The 18,575-nt window shown below is 67.5% G+C and carries 13 protein-coding genes; 7 read left to right on the top strand and 6 right to left on the bottom strand.

Features of this window, described 5'->3' with window-relative positions:
* Positions 1–19 precede the first annotated feature (19 nt).
* The 3 genes from ACZK5G_RS12775 (at position 20) to ACZK5G_RS12765 (ending at position 6,456) form a co-directional block, all read left to right on the top strand.
* On the top strand, positions 20–5,146 hold the full coding sequence (locus ACZK5G_RS12775) for an ESPR-type extended signal peptide-containing protein (protein ID WP_478463606.1): 5,127 nt from the start codon (positions 20–22) through the stop codon (positions 5,144–5,146).
* A gap of 61 nt (positions 5,147–5,207) precedes the next feature.
* On the top strand, positions 5,208–6,044 hold the full coding sequence (locus tag ACZK5G_RS12770; RefSeq protein WP_012511335.1) for an OmpA family protein: 837 nt from the start codon (positions 5,208–5,210) through the stop codon (positions 6,042–6,044).
* A gap of 121 nt (positions 6,045–6,165) precedes the next feature.
* Complete coding sequence (locus ACZK5G_RS12765; RefSeq protein ID WP_019659952.1) at positions 6,166–6,456, top strand: DUF6959 family protein; 291 nt, start codon at positions 6,166–6,168, stop codon at positions 6,454–6,456.
* A gap of 85 nt (positions 6,457–6,541) precedes the next feature.
* Here ACZK5G_RS12765 and ACZK5G_RS12760 read toward each other — a convergent pair whose 3' ends face one another.
* Positions 6,542–7,369: a class I SAM-dependent methyltransferase gene (locus ACZK5G_RS12760; protein ID WP_478463604.1), complete on the bottom strand. Its 828-nt coding sequence runs from the start codon at positions 7,367–7,369 to the stop codon at positions 6,542–6,544.
* 63 nt (positions 7,370–7,432) lie between these two features.
* Here ACZK5G_RS12760 and ACZK5G_RS12755 point away from each other — a divergent pair, with 63 nt between their 5' ends.
* A complete protein-coding gene (locus tag ACZK5G_RS12755) occupies positions 7,433–7,840 on the top strand; it encodes a MerR family transcriptional regulator (protein ID WP_478463602.1) in 408 nt (135 codons plus the stop codon).
* Between the two features lie 73 nt (positions 7,841–7,913).
* On the opposite strand, the gene ACZK5G_RS12750 is transcribed toward ACZK5G_RS12755, so the two are convergent.
* The 3 genes from ACZK5G_RS12750 to ACZK5G_RS12740 all read right to left on the bottom strand — a co-directional run bounded on the left by ACZK5G_RS12750 (position 7,914) and on the right by ACZK5G_RS12740 (position 12,647).
* Positions 7,914–8,630: an MgtC/SapB family protein gene (locus ACZK5G_RS12750; RefSeq protein WP_478463600.1), complete on the bottom strand. Its 717-nt coding sequence runs from the start codon at positions 8,628–8,630 to the stop codon at positions 7,914–7,916.
* A 100-nt stretch (positions 8,631–8,730) separates the two neighbouring features.
* A complete protein-coding gene (locus ACZK5G_RS12745) occupies positions 8,731–10,503 on the bottom strand; it encodes a chloride channel protein (protein ID WP_279912739.1) in 1,773 nt (590 codons plus the stop codon).
* Positions 10,504–10,565: 62 nt separating this feature from the next.
* Positions 10,566–12,647: a TonB-dependent receptor family protein gene (locus ACZK5G_RS12740; protein ID WP_478463598.1), complete on the bottom strand. Its 2,082-nt coding sequence runs from the start codon at positions 12,645–12,647 to the stop codon at positions 10,566–10,568.
* 131 nt (positions 12,648–12,778) lie between these two features.
* Between ACZK5G_RS12740 and ACZK5G_RS12735 the strand changes: the two genes are divergently transcribed.
* Entirely contained in the window at positions 12,779–13,699 is a 921-nt protein-coding gene (locus ACZK5G_RS12735; RefSeq protein WP_478463596.1) for a M14 family metallopeptidase, read from the top strand.
* 101 nt (positions 13,700–13,800) lie between these two features.
* On the opposite strand, the gene ACZK5G_RS12730 is transcribed toward ACZK5G_RS12735, so the two are convergent.
* Positions 13,801–14,652: a LysR family transcriptional regulator gene (locus tag ACZK5G_RS12730; protein WP_478463594.1), complete on the bottom strand. Its 852-nt coding sequence runs from the start codon at positions 14,650–14,652 to the stop codon at positions 13,801–13,803.
* 160 nt (positions 14,653–14,812) lie between these two features.
* Here ACZK5G_RS12730 and ACZK5G_RS12725 point away from each other — a divergent pair, with 160 nt between their 5' ends.
* Both ACZK5G_RS12725 and ACZK5G_RS12720 read left to right on the top strand, forming a co-directional pair.
* Positions 14,813–15,166: an SMR family transporter gene (locus tag ACZK5G_RS12725; RefSeq protein WP_010485170.1), complete on the top strand. Its 354-nt coding sequence runs from the start codon at positions 14,813–14,815 to the stop codon at positions 15,164–15,166.
* Positions 15,166–15,489: a DMT family transporter gene (locus tag ACZK5G_RS12720; RefSeq protein WP_032128064.1), complete on the top strand. Its 324-nt coding sequence runs from the start codon at positions 15,166–15,168 to the stop codon at positions 15,487–15,489. Before ACZK5G_RS12725 ends, ACZK5G_RS12720 begins: the two co-directional genes overlap by 1 nt.
* A 125-nt stretch (positions 15,490–15,614) precedes the next feature.
* Here the strand turns inward: ACZK5G_RS12720 and ACZK5G_RS12715 are convergent, their stop codons facing one another.
* A complete protein-coding gene (locus tag ACZK5G_RS12715; protein WP_478463592.1) occupies positions 15,615–18,560 on the bottom strand; it encodes a TonB-dependent receptor in 2,946 nt (981 codons plus the stop codon).
* Positions 18,561–18,575 lie beyond the last annotated feature (15 nt).

Genomic DNA, 18,575 nt, shown 5'->3' with positions numbered 1-18,575 from the left:
GCCTACGGGGGAAATGCTCATGAACCGCATCTACCGGCGTGTATGGAACCGCCAGCTCAATGCTCTGGTTGTGGCCTCGGAACTGGCCACCGGCGATAGCGGCGGCAGCGCTGCCCGCGATCCGCGCAGTGTCCTGCTGATGCCGACCGCACTGGCCCTGGCCCTGCTGTGTGCGCTGGCCAGCGGGCATGCAGGAGCATCCGAATCCAATCAGTCGCTGCGTGATCTGCAGGCACTGGCCGCGAAGTACGCGCAGCCGATGCCGGTCAAGGTCGACGCAGAAGTCGCGCTGGCCGCGGCATCGCGCCAGGCGCAGAGCAGTCCGGCGATCAGCGCAGACGCGCGTGTGGGCCTGCAGCTGAGTACGACCTCGCTGCCGATCGTGCGCGACGTCCTGCCGGCTACCGTACAGGTGAAGCTGGCGGCGAACGCCGCGCCGAAGCAGGTCGCGGTTCCTGCACTGGCCGCCGATGTTCGCGCCAATGTCGGGCTGGGGCACGCAGCGTCCAATGTGGCGAAGATGGATGCCTCGCTGGCGGCCAACGTTGCGCCGTCCGCGCATGCGCCGCTCGGTGTGGCTGCGGATGCGCAGGCGAAGGCCAAGGTTGGCATCGCCGGTGCCCAGGCGGCCTCGATCGATACCGGTGCCAAGGCGGCCGCCGCTGTTGCTGGCGCATCCGCTGGCTCGCTGTCCGGCCTCAAGGCGTCCGTTGACGGCAAGGTGGATTCGCAGCTGAAGCTGGCGGGCCACCAGATCGATGGTCAGGGGCAGGTCAAGGCGACGGCGGCGGTCACGTTGCCGGCAAAGGAGGAGCTGCCGGGCGAGACCCATGATCGTGCGATCACCGCAGCTTTCGATACCGGTGTTGCCGGCAAAGTGCGCGTGCAGGCGCCCGATGGCCAGGAAGTCGTGGCCGACCGCAATCTGAAGCTGGCCGGCCAAGCGACTGTGGCAGCGCAGAACAGCGCACTGGGCGTGGGTGGCCTGGTGGGCGGCGTTGTCGGCGCGGCAGGTGGCGCCGTGGGTGGCGTGCTTGATGGCACCGTAGGCAACACGGTTGGTGCGGTGGGCGGAGCAGTGGGCAGCACGCTCAATGGCGCCGTTGGCACGGTTGGTGCAGTCGGCGGCACTGTGGGTGGTGCACTCAACGGCACGGTCGGTTCGGTCGGCAGCACCGTCGGCGGCGCACTCAACGGAGCGGTTGGCACGGTTGGTGCAGTCGGCGGCACTGTGGGTGGTGCACTCAACGGCACGGTCGGCTCGGTCGGCAGCGCCGTCGGCGGGGCACTCAACGGTGCAGTTGGCACGGTTGGTGCAGTCGGCGGCACTGTGGGTGGTGCGCTCAACGGCACGGTCGGTTCGGTCGGCAGCGTAGTCGGCGGGGCACTCAACGGTGCAGTTGGCACGGTTGGTGCGGTCGGCGGCACCGTGGGTGGTGCGCTCAACGGCACGGTCGGTTCGGTCGGCAGCACCGTCGGCGGTGTACTCAATGGCGCTACAGGTGGCAGCACCGGCGGCCTCGGTGGCCTGCTGGGCGATACGCTTGGCAATGTCGGCGGCGCCGTCGGCAACCTGCTCAATGGCAACCTCAACGGCACCATCGGCAATCTCGGCAGTGCCGTAGGCGGCCTGGTCGGTGGCACGCTGAGCGGTCTCGGCCTGACCAAGCCCTCGGCGATCCCGCCGACCAGCCCGAAGGCGCCGGCTCCGGCCGATCCGAACGCGGGCCTGATCATCGGCACCGGCGGCCTGGTTGGCAACGTCGGGCAGCTGATTGGCCCGACCACCACCAGCCTGTTTGGCGGCAACGGCTACCTGAGCAACGGCAACCTCAAGCTCAGCAACGCCAACGTGATGCAGACCTACTCGACGGTCAATGTGCTGGGCCTGCCCGTGGTCAACCTGTCGCCGGTCGGCAGCACTCTCAACGGCCTGGGTGGCGCCGTCACCGGCGGCAGCTCGCACCTGACCCTGATCGGTGGTGTCACCTCCGACAGCTACATCTACAACATCAACAACGGCAATCCGGGCGGCCTGCTCGGGCTGCTGCTGCCGAAGGATTCGCCGGCATGGGCGGCCAAGTGCCTGGATATTGTCCTCGCCGACATCTCCTGCTGGGCAGTCAATGCGGCGCAGGACTACCAGGTGCTGATGGGTGACGGCGCCTTTGCCAACGGTTCGAAGGAAGTGGTGATCGGTGCCAATGCCCGCCACGAGCTGCCGAAGGTCGATGCCAACGTCGCCTTCCCGGGCGCCGGCACCAATGATCCGAGCAACCCGACCGGCGTGCCGACCGCGGACTACGCCGCACGCATGGGCCATTCGGTGATCGTCGGCGACAGCGCGGTGGGCACGGCCAACGGGCAGACCTTGCTCGGTGCCGAGGCGACCTCTAACCAGGCCAATTCGGTTGCACTGGGCTACCGTTCGGCCGCGCTGCGCGGTGCCCAGGCCAGCTACAGCGCCTATGGCCTCACTGCGCCGCAGGTCTCGGCCGGTGAAGTGTCGGTGGGTACCGCCGGTGGCGGCGAGCGCCAGATCACCAACGTGGCCGCCGGTAGTGTCAATACCGATGCGGTCAACGTGGCCCAGCTGAAGGGTGCCATCAGCCTGATCGATGATGTGGCGGCCGCTGCGGTGACCTACGATCTGGACGGTGCCGGCAATCCGAACTATCGCCGCGTCACGCTCGGTGCGGGCACCGGCACTACCACCATCGGCAACCTGGCCGGCGGTGCGGTCACCGCCGGCAGCCTGGAAGCGGTCAATGGCGGCCAGTTGGCGGCGACCAATGCGGCCATCGCCAGCTTCTTCGGCGGTCGCGCAGCCTTCGATCCGGCCAGCGGTGCATTCACCGCACCACTGTTCGAGATCAGCACCATCTCCACCGGCGGTGCGATCGCCAAGGGTCTGTATGAGAACGCCACCGATGCCTTCGCCGCGGTCGATGGTTCGCTGGTCAATCTCAACACGCAGATCACCGACATCCGCAACGGTGGCACCAAGTATCTGCGGGTGAACTCGACCGGTACCGAGGCACTGGCCAGCGGCGCCGACTCGATCGCGGTCGGTACCAACGCCCGCGCCACCGCCGCCAACAGCATCGCGGTGGGTGCCGGCAGCCTGGCTGACCGTGCCAACAGCGTGTCCATCGGTGCCGCCGGTGCCGAGCGTCAGGTCACCAACCTGGCTGCGGGTACCGCCGCCACCGATGCGGTCAATGTCGGCCAGCTGCAGGCGTCGGAACAGGGGGCACTGCGCTATGACCTCAATGGCGATGGCAGCGTCAACTACGCCAGTGCCACGCTCGGCCAGACCGGCACGGCCACCACGCTGCGTAATCTCGGCCCGGGCCAGGTCAGTGCCACCAGCAGCGAGGCCATCAACGGTGCCCAGCTGTTTGCGGCCAACCAGGCCGTGGCCACCCACCTCGGTGGTGGCGCGGCGGTCAACGCCAGCGGCGTGCTGACCGCACCGACCTACTCGATCAACAACGTCGCCGCCAACGGCACCGTAACCAAGGGCAGCTACAACGACGTCGGTACCGCCTTCGATGCGGTCAGCAACTCGCTGGCCAACGTTGCCGACCAGACCGATGAGATCGACAAGCTGGCCGTGAAGTACGACGTCGATGGCAGTGGCAACGTGCTCAACAGCGTGACGCTGACGGGTACCGGCACCGGCGCGGTGAAGATCACCAACGTCGCCGCCGGCAGCATCCTGGCCGGCAGCAGTGATGCCATCACCGGCGACCAGCTGTTCAGCACGAACAGTACCATTGCCAACTACTTCGGTGGCACCACCGCGTACAACGGCACCACCAACGTGTGGACCGCGCCGAAGTTCAGCATCTCCAGCATCGCCACCGACGGCACTTTCACCAGCGGTGACTACAACAATGTCACCGCCGCCTTCACTGCGGTGGACGGCTCGCTGAAGGTCCTCAACCAACGCATCACCAACAACAGCGGTGGCAGTGCCTACCTGGCAGTGAACTCGACCGCAGCGCCTGCAACGGCTGCCGGTGCGGAAGCGGTGGCGGTCGGCCCGCAGGCCAGTGCGGCCGGTGCCAACAGCGTGGCGGTCGGCAACGGCGCCAGCGCCAGTGCCGGCAACAGCGTCGCCCTGGGTGCCGGGTCGGTGGCCAGCGTCGGTGCGCAGAGCGGCTACACCGGCGCCTATGGCCAGACCGGCGCCAGCAACTCGGCCGGTGAGGTTTCGGTCGGCAGCACCGGCAGCGAGCGCAAGATCACCCATGTCGCCGACGGTTCCGATACGTACGACGCGACCAATGTCGGCCAGCTGAAGAACGGCGTGAACTACGCCATCGACGAATCGAAGAAGTACACCGACCAGAAGATCCAGAACATCACCAACGTGGCCGGCAGCTTCCGCGCCAACAACACCAACAACCTGGCCGATCCGTCCGCAAGCGGTGCCAATTCGGCCGCAGGTGGCGCTGGCTCCACCGCCGCCGGTGCCAACTCGACCGCGCTGGGCAATGGTTCGCAGGCGCAGGCCGACAACTCGGTGGCGCTGGGTGCGGGTTCGGTGGCGAACCGGGCCAACACGGTCTCAGTGGGTGCCGCCGGTGCCGAACGCCAGGTGGTCAACGTGGCCGACGGTTCGCAGGCTACCGACGCGGTCAACGTACGCCAGCTGCAGGCCTCGCAGCAGGGTACGATCCGTTACGACACCACGGTGAACGGCGCGACCAACTACAACAGTGTCACGCTGGGCAGCACCAACAGCGGCCCGACCACGGTGCGTAACGTCGCCGCCGGCACCGCCGGTACCGACGCAGTCAACGTCGACCAGCTGAAGTCGGGCATGGCGCAGACCCTGGACTGGTCGAAGGCCTACACCGACGAGCGCATGGGTGGCTTCGAGCGCGACCTGCGCAAGACCGACAACCGCGCCTCGGCCGGTATCGCCTCGGCTATGGCCACCGCAGCACTGCCGCAGTCCAGCGAAGCGGGCCGCAGCATGGCCTCGGTCGCCGCCGGCAGCTACAACGGCGAGTCGGGCGTGGCGGTTGGTATCTCCGGTGTCTCCGAAGGAGGGCGCTGGATCTACAAGTTCAGCGGCTCCACCAACAGCCGTGGCGAGGCCGGTGTGGCCGTCGGTGCCGGCATCCAGTGGTGATCCCCGCCGCCGGGCCGCACGCGCGGCCCGGCATCGCGGAAACGTCCAAAGGGGGAATGACATGAAACAGCATCGCATCGCCCGCACCGGCCAGATGGCCGCAGTGCTGGGCCTGGTCCTGGGAATGGGCCTGCTGGCCGCCTGCCGCAGCCATGCGCCGGCCGCCGAAGGTCCTGCCGAAACCACCGCCGTGCAGTTCCCGGAGGCCTCGAAGGCCTCGTTGAAGGAAGGCATCTATCCCGACGTCGCCGACCTGCGCCGCTTCGCGCCGGGCATGAGCAAGCGCCAGCTGTACACGCTGCTGGGCACGCCGCATTTCAACGAGGGCATGTGGGGCGTGCGCGAGTGGAACTACCTGTTCAACTTCCGCACTGCGCAGGGCGCGGAGTACTTCACCTGCCAGTTCCAGGTGCGATTCGACAGCAAGGGCATCGCCCAGGGTGGCTACTGGAAGCCTGAATCATGTGCGGCGGTGCTGGACCCGCCGCGGCCGCCGGCCCCGCCTGCACCGGCGCCGTTGCCGGAGCAGCCGTTGCGCCTGTCCGCCGATGCGCTGTTCGGTTTCGACAGCGCGGTGCTCAGTGCCGAAGGCCAGCAGGCCGTGCAGGGCGTACTGGCGCAGGTGCGCGAGGCCAGTCAGGTGCAGTCAATCCGGGTGACCGGGTATACCGACCGTATCGGCAGTGCCAGCTACAACCAGGCCCTGTCGCAGCGACGTGCCGAGGCCGTGCGCAGCGCGCTTGTGCAGGGCGGCGTGCCTGCAGCCAGCATCAGTGCCGAAGGACGCGGCGCGGCCGAGCCGATCGTGCAGTGCGAGCAGCGCAACCGTCGCGAGCTGATCGCCTGCCTGGCGCCGAACCGGCGCGTGCAGATCGCGGGTGTGGCGCAGCCACGCTGAGAATCCTGCGCCGGGGCGAGTCCCCGGCATCCCGAGTCCCCCCTGACCGCCGGCAGGACGTGGCCACGTCTCCCCCGTTGTCCACGCCTGCCGGCGGCTCAGGTTTTCCATGGTGCACGCGATGAACGCCCAATTCCTGCCTCTTTCCATGAAGACGGAAACCACACTGAGTGTGTACGGCCAGCTCGGCAATCATGCGGTGGTGCGCATTCCCGGGCGGCGACTGCCGGGATTGATCCTGCAGGCAGACACCGTGGCCGGCTTCCTGGCCCAGCTGCAGGAAGCCCAGGCCTGCCTGCGCAGTGGGCGCGCGCAGCGCACCGACGCCGAGCTGGACATGCTGATCGACGTGCTGCAGCAGTGGTATGCGCTGATTGAATCGCGCCTGGCGGACGCCGGCGAGGCGCTGTAGTAGAAAAAGGGGACGGAGGGGATTAAGTCGTTCTTGCCCCGGCTGTGCCGGAAACGACTTAATCCCCTCCGTCCCCTTTTTTGTATCAGGCGCGGGCGCGGACCAGCCAGCAGGCCGCATCCACACGCACGCGGTCGCCCTCGATGAAGGGGGTGAATGCCGCCACAGCCTTGTTCCGGAGCGAGGTGGTGCGGTCTTCGGGTAGATTGCGCAGCGCCAGTCCCAACGGGCCCAGCTGGCCGACATAGGTCGGCAGTTCATCGCGGGCGATCGAGCACGGCAGGTCTGCCGCGACCAACTCCACATCCTTCCAGCCGGCGGCCTGCAACAGACGCTGCACGCGCTGGCCATCGGCAAAGGCGAATTGGCCGGGTGCTCCTGGCACCCGCGGCGGAAGCTCAAGTGCATCGCCGATCGCGCGTTCGGCCGTGGTCATGAACGGGTTCTCGTCGGCACTGCGCCAGGCGATGAAACGCAGCCCAGCGCCTGGCGTTGCAGCACGATGCAGGTTGGCGAAGGCGGCCTCGGTATCTTCGAAGAACATCACACCCAGCCGCGACTGGATCCAGTCGAAGTGCGCGGAGGGCAGCGGATGCTGCTGCGCATCGGCCAGGATGAAGTCCGCGTCCAGTCCTGCCGCCTCGGCGCGCTGACGGGCCAGTGCCAGCATCGGCGCGGAGATGTCCAGGCCGGTGCTGTGTGTCGCCGGGCGAGCGGCGGCTGATGCCAGCAGGCTGGCGCCGGTGCCACAGCCTATATCGAGCAGTTGCGTGACGGTTTGCGGAAGCTCGGCCACCAGCAGGTCGGCCATGGGCTGGAACAGACCGTCGAGGATGGCCTGCTGGGCGACCCAGATCTGGCCGCCAGGGCCATTCCAGAGCGCATTCTGATCAACGGGGGATGTACTGGCCATGGCCTTGTCCTGCCGGGAAGTTGCCCATAGGTTGATGCTTGAAGGCGACTTGAGGTCAAGCCCATGCGTGAACTGGATATCGGCGAGGTGGTGAAGCGCAGCGGCGTGCCGGCCTCGACCCTGCGTTACTACGAGCAGCTCGGGTTGTTGCGGTCGCTGGGCCGTCGCGGCCTGCGCCGGCAGTACGACGAGCAGGTGCTGGAGCGCCTGGCGTTGATCGGCCTTGGCCAGTCGGCCGGGTTGTCGCTGCAGCAGATCGGGTTGTCGCTGCCGCCTCAGCGCGGATGCATTACGCTGGATCGCGAAGCCCTGCTGGCACAGGCCGATGTGCTGCAGCAGCAGATCACCCAGCTGCAGCGGGTGCGCCGCCATCTACAACGCGCGGCGGCCTGCCCGGAAGCGCAGGATGCGCGCCAGTGCGGTTCGTTCCGCAAGTTGCTGCGGGCCCAGCAGCGCCTGGCGGGTGGGTGAGAGAAGCGCATCCACGCATGGCGTGGATCTACTGCACCACAACCTCGGTAGATCCACGCCATGCGTGGATGAATCAATCGCGGGTACTGACTTCCCAGGTGGCGTGCAGCACGCCCGGCACATGCTCCATCCGCGCCAGCACCACGTCCAGCTCATCGGCACTCACGGCGGTACTGACCAGCACCGCGATCACATCGGTGGGCGCGTCGGTATGCTCGACCACCTGCACATCACCGACCGGATACTGCGCTGCTTCCAGCGCATCGACCAGGCGCTCGCGTACACGTGGCACCGCTTCGGCATCCACACTCAGGCGCACCTCGTAGGTCGCCTCGGTGGCCGTCTCGTTGATCGGGATGCGGTTGATCGCATTCACCAGCGGCCGCAGCAGGGTGTTGCCGGCGATGATCAAGACCGTCAGCAGCACGCCCTCGGCCAGCATGTCCGCGCCGGTACAGCTGCCGACCGCCGCCGAGCACCACAACGTGGCGGCGGTGTTCAGCCCGCGCACGTTCATGCCTTCCTTCATGATCACGCCGGCGCCGAGGAAGCCGACGCCGGAGACCACGTAGGAGATCACCCGCACCGCCTCGGCGCTGCCGGCGATGCGCATGCCCAGGTCGACGAAGGCAGCGGCGCCGACCGCCACCAGCACATTGGTGCGCAGGCCGGCGGTGCGTTGCCGGTACTGGCGCTCGGCGCCGATCAGCGTGCCCAGCACGAAGGCGGCCAGCAGGCTGACCACGGTGTCGGCGAAGGGGCCGGCCTGGAAGGTTTCAATGAAACGCATGCCCGGAGTCTACCGCGCCGACGTGACAGTAGATCCACGCCATGCGTGGATTTCGAGGGGCCAGAAACGACTTAATCCCCTCCGTCCCCTTTTTGTGGGGTCAGTCGGTGTCCTCGACGCGCTCGCCCATCAGTTCGCGCTGGCGCTTGTCCAGTTCCTCGGCGTAGCGCTTGCGCACGAAGGCTTCGGAGACCACGCCAAGCACCTGGCCGTCGGCGGCGACCACGGCCAGTTCGTCGGCCTGGGTGTGGTCGAAGCGCTGCATCACGGTGACCACGTCCGCGCTCGGCAGCAGTGACACGTCGCGGTTTTCCGCCAGTTCGCCGATCATGGTCTCGGGCTTCACGCCGTCGCCGTAGACGCGCGGAATCTGCACGATGCCGGCGTAATGGCCTTCGCTGTCGATCAGGATCACGCGGCTGCCCGAGCCCAGCGGGAAGCGCTGACGGAAGGCGGCGGCGTCGAGGTCGGCCGGCGCGGTGGCCACGCCCTTGCGCATCAGCCGGCCGGCATTGAGGTTCTGTACCCAGCCGACGTCGCGGGCGCTCTTGATGGTCTCGCCGCGCAGGTGCATGCGCCAGGTCGAGAACGAGTAGCCGAACCACTGCCGCACGAGCGTGCTGGAGACCAGCACCGCGCTCATCACCACGCTGGTCAGCAGGAAGTCGTGCGTGCCTTCCAGCACCAGCATGGCCATGGTCATCGGTGCGCCGACCACGGCGGCGGCCAGCGCGGCCATGCCGGCCAGTGCGGCCGAAGTTGCATCAATCACCGGCACGCCGGTGGCCATCGCCAGCAGGCCGGCGAACAGGGCACCGACCAGGGTGCCCATGAACAACGAGGCGAAGAACAGGCCACCGCGGAAACCAAACCCGAGCGAGATGCCCGAGGCCAGGCACTTCAACGTGAGCAGCCCGCCGATCCAGATCAGCGGCAGATGCGTGGTCAGGTCCAGGTGCAGGGCGCCATGGCCGGACGACAGCACCTGCGGGCTGGCCAGTGCCAGCGGAATCAGCAGCAGGCCGCCCACCACCGGCCGGCCCCACAACGGCAACGGGCTGCGCTTGACCGTGCCTTCGATCGAAGCGATCAGCCGCATCACCGCGATGCCGACCATCGCGCAGCAGCAGCCGAGCAGGCCGTAGATGGCGTAGTCGGCGGCGCGGACATCAATCGTCGAGGCGGCCGGCAGCAGGTAGGCCTCGATGCCGGCTTGGTCGGCCACGAACGCGCCGGCCAGCGCAGCGACCGCCACCGGGGCCAGCGCGGCCGGGGTGTAGGCGCCGATGACGATCTCGAAGGCGTAGAACGCGCCGGCCAGTGGCGCCCCGAAGGCGGCCGCGATGGCACCGGCGGCACCGGCGCCGACCAGGATGCGCACGTCGTTGCGGCGCAGGCGCATCACCCGGCCCAGTTGCGAGCCGCTGCCTGCGCCCATCTGCGTATACGACGCCTCCAGCCCGACCGAGGCGCCGCAGCCATTGGACAACAGGGTCTGGGTCAGCACGATGAGGTTGTCGCGCATCGACATGCGGCCGCCATGCAGGGCATTGGCTTCCACCGCATCGAGCAGGGGCCGCTTGAGCCGGGTCGCGGCCAGGCTGACCAGGCCGACCAGCAGGCCACCCAGTGGCAGGACCAGCAGCGCGGTCCAGGTCAGCGAGGGCAGGGAACTCAGGCGCATGCCGTCGTCCAGCCCGTACAGGGTGCCCTGCAGCCAGCGTGCGATGCCGGACTGCAGCAGGGTCAGGTAGCCGGCGATCAGGCCGACCAGCAGGGCAAGCGCGATGAACCACAGGTCGCTGCCGCGCAGGCGCAGGCGCAGGCCCTGGAAGGCCAGATGCAGGCGCGATGGCGAAACAGGCAATGACATGGTGGCGGCATGATACGCCGCCACCGTGATCGCCACCGTCACTGCATCGGGCGGTTACTGCGTCAGAAGCGGTAGCGGCCCTGCACGTAGAAGGTGCGCGGCGCGGCCACCATGCGGCCAGCGTTGCCATCGACGTTGCGGGTGTACCAGCGCTTGTCGGCCAGGTTGTTCACGCCCAGCGCGATCTCGCTGTCGCCCAGGCCGGGCACCTGCCAGGCCACCTGTGCATTCCACAGGCGCACGCCCGGCACGCGGCCCACGCGCGCATCGGCGCTCTCGGCCCAGGTGTTGGCCGCATCGGAGAACTGGCCGCTCTGGTGGGTGCTGGAGACATTGAAGGTCCAGCCGGCCAGTGCATAGCGTGCGCCGACGCTGTCGGTGTCGCGCGAGTAGAACGGCACGTCCAGGCCACGGTTGTCGCCGGACTGCTGGATCGCCTTGGTCCAGGTGTAGTTGGCGTACAGCTCCAGCCCGGCCAGTGCACTGTCCTCGGCGAAGTGGTACTCCAGCGCGCTTTCCACGCCCTTGTGGTCGGTGGCACCGATGTTCTGGAAGGTCGGCGGGGTGATGCCCGGCACCTGCAGGATCTGGTTGTCGAAGCGCATCTTGAACACGGTCACTTCCGCGCGCAGTGCACCGTCCTGCCAGCGCGCACCGAGTTCGGTGGTCTTGGCGATTTCCGGATTCAGCGGGTTGCTGGCGGTCTGCGAATTCAGCTGGATGTTCTGCACCGGCCCGAACGAGGTGGTGTAGTTGCCGAACACGGTCAGCTGCGGGGTCAGCAGGTAGGCGATGTTGAGCGAGGGCAGGGCCTTGTCGTTGCGGCTGCTGAAGGTCGCCGCGCCCCCGGCCTGGCGGCGGTCCATGTCGATCCACTCCATGCGCACGCCCGGGGTGATCCGCCACTGGCCGATCGCGATGCGGTCGTCGATGTAGAAGGCGTGTGCGTCGGTGGCATTGTCGAAGCGGTTGGTGGCGCTGGCCACGCCGGTACGGCGGGTCACGGTGTAGCTGCGGTCGTTGCCGCGCTCGCGCAGGAAGCGGTAGCCGGCGGTGATGTCGTGCACGCTGGCGCCCCAGTGCAGGCGCTGGGTATAGCGCGGCTCGATGCCGAGCACACGGTAGTCGCGCGGCTGCACGGTCAGCTGGGTGTTGGCGGCGTTGATCAGCGAGCTGGCACGGCTGCTTTCGTTGTAAAAGGCCAGTACCTCGAACTCGCTGTTGGCCGACAACGTATTGGTGTAGCCCAGGTCGATGCCGGTGCGGTGGCCTTTCCAGAAATCGGTGGGGCGGGTGTTCTGGAACGGGTCGGCCTCGTACTGGGCGCGGGTCAGGCCACCCGGGGTCAGCGAACGCACATCGTAGTAGGACAGCTTGGCGCGCAGTTCCTGCTGTTCGTCGATGGCATAGGCGAACTTCAGCGCGAGGTCGTTGAAACGGTCATCGCTGCCCTGGCGCCAGCCGCGGCCATCCTGGCCGGAGTACAGCAGGGCCGCGCCCAGGCCGTTGTCGCCGGTGCCACCGAGGAAGGCGTTGTACTGGGTGCTGTCGCCGCCGCCGTGGTCGTAGGCGGTGTAGCGCACGCCGGCCTCACCGTGCAGGCCGGCCTCGGTGGGAATGGCGCGGGTGCTGAAGTTGATGATGCCGCCCACGTTCTGCGGGCCGTAGCGCACCGCGCCGCCGCCGCGCACCACGTCGATCGATTCGATGTTGGACAGGCTGGTCGGCGCGAACGACAGCTGCGGCTGGCCATACGGCGCCACTGCCAGCGGCACGCCATCGAGCAGCACGGTCGAGCGCGGCGAGTAGCGCCCGGTCAGGCCGCGCACGCCGATGTTCAGCGAGACCGAACTGCCGGCGGTGCCGGAGTTGTCGGTGACCTGCACGCCGGGGATGCGGCGCATGGCATCGCCGATGCTGGCCGCGCCGCTGGCTTCGATGCGCTGACGGTCCACCACGGTGCGCGCGCCAGCGAAGCTCTTCACGCTGTCGTGCAGGCCGGTGCCCAGCCAGCTGCCGGAGACCTGGATGCTGTCCAGCGTGGTGGCGCCGTCCTGGGCGAAGGCGCTGGCGGCCGGAATCAGGCACAGGGCGAGGGCGGTAGCCAGTGGCAGGCGGGCCGTTTGCGGGGCGTGGGTGGGCATCGGTGCGGGTTGTGGAAGGTCGTAAATGAGAATTATTGCTGATTCCATTCGCCAATGGAATGCGCCTCCGGTTCATGCTGACGGGCCGATGGTAAAGTGGGTGATTGCTTCCTGACTCGCTGAGATCCGCCATGTCCCAAGCCGCTTTCTACCCCGTCGGAACCCCTGGCCAGCCGTGGGGAGCGGCGGAACGGGAGGCGTGGCGTGGCCGCCAGCAGCGCCTGCGTCGCTATGACGAGGAAGTGCTGCCGCGCATCGAGGCGCTGGCCTCGCGCTTCGACAAGGTGGCCTATGGCCAGCTCGACTACGCTGGCGAGACCTACACCCTGTTCGCCCTGCGCAGCCGCGACTGGAACCCGGCGCTGCCGGCCGCGCTGGTCACCGGTGGCGTGCATGGCTACGAGACCAGCGGCGTGATGGGCGCGCTGGAGTTCCTCGAAAAGCACGCTGCCGACTATGCCGGCAAGGCAAACCTGCTGGTGGCGCCGTGCGTGAATCCGTGGGGCTTCGAGCGCATCAACCGCTGGAATTTCGATGCGATCGACCCGAACCGCAACTTCCGCGCCGACGGCCCGGCCCGCGAGTCGACCGCGCTGATCGAACTGGTCGCACCGATCAAGGGCCAGTTCGTGCTGCACATCGACCTGCACGAAACCACCGACAGCGACGAGAGCGAGTTCCGCCCGGCGCTGGCCGCGCGTGATGGCAAGCCGTTCGAGCCGGGCCTGATTCCGGATGGTTTCTACCTGGTGGACGACAGTGAGGCCCCGCAGGCGGCCTTCCAGCAGGCGGTGATCGCCGCAGTGGAAAAGGTTACCCACATCGCGCCGGCCGACGACAAGGGCGAGATCATCGGTTCGCCGGTGGTGGCCCATGGCGTAATTGAGTACCCGCTGGTGAAGCTGGGCCTGTGCGCGGGCATTACCGGGGCGAAGTACACCACCACCACCGAAGTCTACCCGGACAGCCCGCGCGCCACCCCGCAGCAGTGCAACGACGCACAGGTGGCCGCAGTGTGCTCGGCGCTGGATTACGCGCTGGCGCACCGCTGATCGGTAGCGCCGGCCGCTGGCCGGCAACTGAAAAAGGGGACGGAGGGGATTAAGTCGTTTGTGGCACAAACGACTTAATCCCCTCCGTCCCCTTTTTCGGTTCACCCCAGCGCGTCGGCCCACCATAGTGCGGCTGGGCCTGGCGGCGTGTCGCGGCGCCACAGCAGGTCGCTGTGGATGCGCCGCGGCCAGCCGGGCAGCAGCAGTTCCACCATCCGCCCGCGGTCGTAGCGCTGTACCAGTGCGCGCGGCAGTTCGGCCCAGCCGAGGCCGTCCTCGGCCATTTCCATCACCATCAGGTAGTCGGTGGCGGTCCAGGCCAGGCCGGTGACCACGCGGGATTGATCGACTTCCGCGCTCAAGCGCACCTGTCTATGCCGCGCCAGCTGTGCGGCGGCGCGACGGCCAGCGCTGGCCAGCGGATGCTCGCGCGCCACATACACCGACAGCTCGCTGTGGTGCGCCAGCGGACGTGCCACCAGTCCGTCCGGATAGTGCTCCTGCCGTGGCAGCAGACCCAGCGCGGCGCGTCCGTTGCTCACCAGTTCCAGCACGTCCTCGCCCTCGGCATCCAGCCATTCCAGCTCGATCTCCGGGAACGCCTCGGCAAAGCGCTGCAACACGCGCTGCTCCGGATCGAGCTGATAGACGTCGGAGAAGGCCACGGTCAGCCGCGCTTCGACCGGTGCGGCCAGGCGCACGCTCAACTGCTGCAGGCGGGCATCGGCAGCCAGGATTTCCTGCGCGTGCCCAAGTACCTGGCGCCCGGCTTCGGTCAGCTGCGGGTAGCGCCCGCTGCGGTCGAACAGGCTCACGCCCAGGTCGGCTTCCAGGTGGGCGATGGCGGTGCTGACCGTCGATTGGGTCTTGCGCAGGCGTCGCGCCGCCGCCGAGAACGAGCCCAGCGCCGCGGCTTCCACGAAGGCCTGCAGGGATTCAGGGGAGTAGGGCATTGATCCATCGCTCCTGTCGATGGAATCCATTTTGATACCACCGTAAAAGGCGATGATACTGGCTTCCCTCGCCCCCGTCTGCGGGGCGTTCCGGACCCTCCACGCTCGGCGTGGATCCATTGATGAGGCGGCGTGGTCCCCGCCCTGCAAGGAGCTTCACATGTCCCGTACTGTTCCCGCCCGTGGCGCGCTGGTCGCCTGGGCCTGCCTGACCGTGGCGATCGTCGCCGAAGTGGTCGGCACCTCGTTCATGGCCCATGCCGCTCGCGATGGCGGCTGGACCGGTTACCTGATCATGGCCGGCGCGCTGGCGCTGTCCTACTTCTTCCTCGCGCAGTCGGTGCGCCGCATCGCCGTGGGCGTGGCCTACGCAGTGTGGGAAGGCCTCGGCCTGACCCTGCTCACTGTGGTCGGCCTCACCGTCTTTGGTGAAAGCCTGTCGCTGCAGCAGCTGGCCGGCCTGGTGCTGGCAGTGGTCGGCATCGTCTGCGTCACCCTTGGCGAGGCGCACTGATGAATACCTTGGCGTTGTTTTTCGTGATCTGTTCGGCCTTGATCGACGTCGCCGCCAACATGATGGTGGCCAAGTCGGAAGGGTTCCGCCGCTGGCGCTGGGGCGTAGCTGCGATCGTCATGGTCTGGATCGCCTTTGCCCTGCTGGGCCAGGCCGTGCGTTACATGGATCTGGCCACCGCCTATGCGATGTGGGGTGCGATCGGCGTGATCGGTACCGCCACCTGCGGCCGTCTGTTGTTCGGCAACCGACTGCGCCCGATCGGCTGGGTCGGCATTGCGCTGGTCACTATTGCAGTGCTGCTGCTGAGTACCGCGAAGTGATGCATCGTTGCGCCAACCAAGGTTGGCGCCTACCAGAACCACGGTTGGCATCTACCAGGGTGTGAGCCGCGGCAAGCAAACGCCCCGGGGAGGATATCCCCGGGGCGTTGCTGTTTCTGAAGCACTCAGAAGCGTGCGGTGAAGTTCAGCCGCGTGGTGCGCCCCGGGCCCGGCATCAGGCTCATCGCCAGCGTGTCCATGTAGTAGGTGTTGCGCAGGTTGCTGACCACCAGCTCCACTTCGCTGCGCGGCGTGAACTGCCAGCGTGCGTAGAAGTCATAGATCGCGGTCGGCAGGTAGATGTTCTGCAGGCCGGTCGAGCCGGTGGTGTTCCAGGGCTTGTCCAGTTCGTGGGTGGGGCCGCTGTTGTAGGTGCGGCGGATGCCGGTATCCAGTCGCTTGTCGAACAGGCGGAAGCCCAGCGTGCTGTGAATCGAGTACTTCGGTGGGTTCTGCGCGTTGACGAACGAGGTGCCGAAGCCGCCGTCCACGCAGTCCGGTGTGGTGTCCAGCTTGCTCCACTTCGCATACGGGTCTTCGCGCAGGCGCTTGGCGGTGGCCGCATCGCAGGTGCGCGCGCGCTGGTAATAGCTGGCCGACAGGTCCAGGTAGGCGATGCCGGCGTCATAGCCGGACTGCAGCTCGTAGCCGGACACGGTGTAATTGTCGACGTTGTCGACATAGAACGCCCAGTTGCTGGAATCGAAGCGACGGGTGATCGCGTTGTCGATATCGTTCTTGAACCAGGCCACCTTGAACGCCAGGCGGTCACCGTCGCGCCACAGGTCCTGCTTGAGCAGGCTGAAGCCGATGTCCCACGAGCGGTTCTTCTCCGGCTTCAGGTCAGCCACCGGCGCCGAGGTGCTGTTGCCCAGCGTCGACTCGAACAGGCTGGGCATCTTCCAGCCCTGTGCGTACTTCACGTAGAAGAACATGTCCTCGTCGAGGTTGAAGCGCGCCTCTGCATACGGCGCGAAGCCGTGGCCGGAACGCCGGATCGCCGGCTTGTAGCCCCAGGCGGTGGGAATCTGCTTGGTATAGAAACCGTTGGCGCCGCGCGGATCAGGAATGAAGCCGTCGAAATCGTAGGCCTGGCCCAGCGTGCTGTCGCCATAGGGCGTGGCGCGCAGCGAGTCGTAGGTGTAGTTGCCCTGTGCATCCGGGTACCACTCCTTGTACCAGCCCGGCAGCAGCTGGCCGCCCTTGCTCAGGCGCGCGAAGGTGTAGCGCAGGTCGCGCGATTCACTGACGAAGGCCACGCGGTTGCGGTCGCGGGTGCGGTAGTCGGTGAAGCGGCCGCCCGCGGTCAGCGACAGCCAGTCCCACGGCTGCCACTGCAGTGATGCCACCACGCTGGCTTCGCGGCGCGTGCCCGAGCGCAGGTAGCGGTTGTTGTTGAAATCCACCGGCAGCACCGGTGAGTTGGGCGCGGTGTCCTCGTGCTGGAAGGACGCGCCATAGCGCAGCGTCCAGTCGCCCAGATCATTGCTGAAGCGCGTGGTGTTGCTGCTGTCCACGCCCCAGCGCTGGGTCTTCACGTCCGACTGCAGTCCCGGGCCATAGGTCTCGCCCAGCGTGTCGGGCATCTGGTCGTTGGGCACGTCCTTGAACAGCGGCGTGTTGGCGATGTTGCTGTTGAACATGCGGCTGGTGGCGGTGGTGAACCACAGCGTGCTGCTCAGATCCAGCCACGGATGCGCCTCGGGCCGGTAGCGATGGCGCAGCGAGGTGGCATTGACCCGCATCTTCCCGGGCTCGAACTGGAACATGGTGTTGGCCTTGTCCACGTAGGTCACCCATTCGTTGGACTCGCCCACGCGTCCGATCGCCGACGGCATGATCTCGCCGAAGCTGGAGTTGAAGTAGCGATGGCTCAGCTCCAACCGCTGGTCCGGACTGGGCGTCCAGGTGAATTTAAGCAGTGCGGATTCGTTGTCGGTATGCGTGTTGAGCACTTCATCGCCCGGATGGAAGAGCTTGGATACGGCCTGGCTGGACATGCCGGTACCGCCGCTGGACAGGTGCTGGTTGTCGTAGCGATGCGCACCTTTGCTGCCGGCGAAGAAGTTGCCCTGGCGGCGCCGCGCATAGGCCGCGACCAGCTGCCAGTCTTCGCCACGCTGGGCGAAGGCCACGCTGCCATTCCAGTCGCGCGGGTCGCGCAGGCTGTTGCGGTTGTCGCTGCCGCGCGCGATCTGCTTGAAGGTGCGGGTGCGGTCGATGCTGTTGTCGGCCACGCCGCCGCGCATGCGCAGGCCCCAGGTCTGGCCATCATCGAGGATGTCATCGACGTTCAACGTTTCCATGTAGACCACGCCGCCGATCGCGCTGGCGGCGTTGGCGGCCAGGCTCGGTCCCTTTTCAATGCTGACCGCACTGATCAGATCGGGATCGAGATAGCTGCGCTGCTGCACGCCGGCATAGCCGCGGTACACGTCGATGGCCTGCTGGCCGCCGTCGATGATCACCGGCACTCGGTTCTGGCCCTGCAGGCCGCGGATGTTGACGTCCAGCGCACCGCCGTTGCGAACGTCAGCGGTGTGCACGCCCACTGCACCGGCCAGCACGTCGCCGATCGACTGGCCGCGGAAGCGTTCCAGTTGCTGATGGTCCAGGTGCACGCGCGAGCCGCTGTCACGGTAGACCGCATCGGCATCGGCCAGCCCCCACGGTGAAGCGCCTTCGCCGGCCTGGCCAGCCACGCGCAGGGTGCCGATCTGGCGTACCCCGGCTTCAGCGGTGGGTGCCGCCTGCAGCACCACACCGCTGGCATCACGCTGGAAGGCCAGGCCGGTGCCGGCCAGCAGCTGCGCCAATGCGGCGTCAGTACCGAGCGTGGCCTGCACTCCCTTGCTGTGGCGGCCGCGGGTCAGGCGTGCGTCGGCGGCGATGGACAGGCCCGATTGCTGGCCGAACGCGGTCAGGGCCTGGTCGAGCGGGCCGGGCGCAATCTGCCAGCGGACCGCGGCGGTCTCCTGTGCATGGACCGAGGCCGGCAGCAGGCACGGGGAGGCCATGGCCAGGCACAGCGCGATGGCCAGGGGGCGAGGGGAGGGGCAGGGCAGTTTCATGGGGGCGGCAACATC

The sequence above is a fragment of the Stenotrophomonas sp. 62841_Sma genome (assembly GCF_056482945.1).
Note: the sequence above shows the minus strand (reverse complement) of the source record. Positions and strands in the feature narration are given on the sequence as shown.